The organism is Ornithinibacter sp. (genome assembly GCF_035443565.1).
GTDB lineage: Bacteria > Actinomycetota > Actinomycetes > Actinomycetales > Dermatophilaceae > Fodinibacter.
Map to the genome: position 1 here is coordinate 1 of NZ_DAORSO010000274.1, position 1,976 is coordinate 1,976.

A 1,976-nucleotide genomic window follows, 5' to 3' on the forward strand; every position below is an offset into this window, starting at 1 on the left:
CGACGACGGCACCCGTGACCGCGTCGACGAGCTCACCCGGCCGCTCCCCCAGCCGCCGGTTCAGCCACCCACGGGTGTCGCCGTCCGGGATGAAGCAGATGTCGTGGCTGTCCGGCTTCTTGGCCACCGCGAACCCACGCTCCGCAGCCTCGGCCCGCACCTGGGTCTTCGTCGAGTCACCGAGCGGGAAGAACGAGCGCGCCAGCTGGTCGGCGTCCAGCACGCCGAGCACGTACGACTGGTCCTTGGCTGCGTCGACCGCCCGGTGCAGCTCGCGACCCGTCGGGCCCTGGACGATCTGCGCGTAGTGCCCGGTGGCGACGGCATCGAACCCCAGGGCCACCGCCTTGTCGAGCAGCCCGGCGAACTTGATCCGCTCGTTGCAGCGCAGGCACGGGTTCGGGGTGCGCCCGGCCGCGTACTCGGCGGCGAAGTCCTCGACGACGTCGCGCTCGAAGCGGCTCGCGAGGTCCCAGACGTAGAACGGGATGCCGAGCCGGTCCGCGACGCGACGCGCGTCCCCGGCATCCTCGATGGTGCAGCACCCGCGGGCGGACTCGCGCAGCGTCGCGGCCGAGCGCGAGAGCGCCAGGTGCACGCCGACGACCTCGTGGCCGGCCTCGATCATGCGTGAGGCGGCGACGGCCGAGTCGACCCCGCCCGACATCGCGGCGACGACCCTCATCAGAGCAGCCCGCTCGCCCGTCGAGCCCGCTCGACGACACCCGGCAGGGCAGCGAGGAACGCGTCGACGTCGGCCTCGGTCGAGGTGTGGCCGAGCGAGAGCCGCAGGGCGCCGCGCGCCTGCGCCTCGGTGTGCCCCATGGCGAGCAGCACGTGGCTCGGCTGCGGTACCCCGGCCTGGCAGGCCGAACCCGTGCTGCACTCGACCCCGGCCGCGTCGAGGAGGTAGAGCAGCGAGTCGCCCTCGCACCCGGGCACGAGCAGGTGGGCGTTGCCCGGCAGGCGCTTGGTCGCGTCGCCGGCCTTCCAGCAACCGCTCACGGTGATGCCGAGCCCGAGGCCGAGCGCCCCCTCGATGAGCCGGTCGCGAAGGGCGAGCACGCGCTTGGCCTCGACGTCTCGGTGGGCGACGGTCTCCTCCAGGGCCACGGCGAACGAGTGGATGCCGGCCGCGTCCAGGGTGCCGCTGCGCACCTGCCGCTCCTGGCCACCACCGTGGGCGATGGGCACGAGCGGGGCGTCACGCCGCGCCAGCAGGGCACCGACCCCGACGGGCCCGCCGATCTTGTGGGCGCTGACGGTCATCAGGTCGGCACCGCTGTCGTCGAAGCGGACGGGCAGGTGGGCGATCGCCTGCACGGCGTCGGTGTGGAAGGGCACCCCGTGCTCGCGGGCGACCGCGGCGAGCTCAGCCACCGGCTGGATCGTGCCGACCTCGTTGTTGGCCCACATGACGCTCGCGACCGCGACGCCGCCCGCAGCCAGGGCCTCGCGCAGGGTGTCGGGGGCGAGGTGCCCGCAGCGGTCGGGTTCCAGCCAGGTCACGGGGACCCCGCGGGAGTCCTCGAGGTACCCGACGGGGTCGAGCACCGCGTGGTGCTCGATGGAGCTGGCCACGACGCCGTTGACGGACGGATCCTTCGCCCGGCGGGCCAGCCACGTGCCCTTGACGGCGAGGTTGTCGGCCTCGGTGCCCCCCGAGGTGAACACCACCTCCGACGGCCGGGCTCCGAGGGCCGCGCCGATGCGCTCGCGGGCCTCCTCGACGACGGCCCTGGCGGCCCGACCGGAGGTGTGCAACGACGACGGGTTGCCCACCTGGCGGGAGACCTCGAGCAGGGCGTCGACCGCGGCGGGCAGCATGGGTGTCGTCGCCGCATGGTCGAGGTAGTGGGTCACAACGGGCGATTCTACGTTTCGGACCGGGCAGCGGACTCCCCCGACCGCACGGCATCCCCCGGCGGCAGGCAGCGGGCGCGCCGCGGCTCGGAAACCGTGTCAGCGCAAGCGGT

At 74.0% G+C, this 1,976-nt stretch carries 2 protein-coding genes; both read right to left on the reverse strand.

What is annotated here, in order from left to right:
- Positions 1-685: tRNA 2-thiouridine(34) synthase MnmA (gene mnmA / locus PLL68_RS14380; RefSeq protein ID WP_324535248.1), on the reverse strand; the 685-nt coding region annotated here is incomplete at its 3' end.
- Positions 685-1,863, reverse strand: coding sequence for a cysteine desulfurase family protein (locus PLL68_RS14385; protein WP_324535250.1), 1,179 nt, complete (start codon positions 1,861-1,863; stop codon positions 685-687). The genes PLL68_RS14385 and mnmA, both read right to left, overlap by 1 nt.
- Between the last annotated feature and the right edge of the window lie 113 nt (positions 1,864-1,976).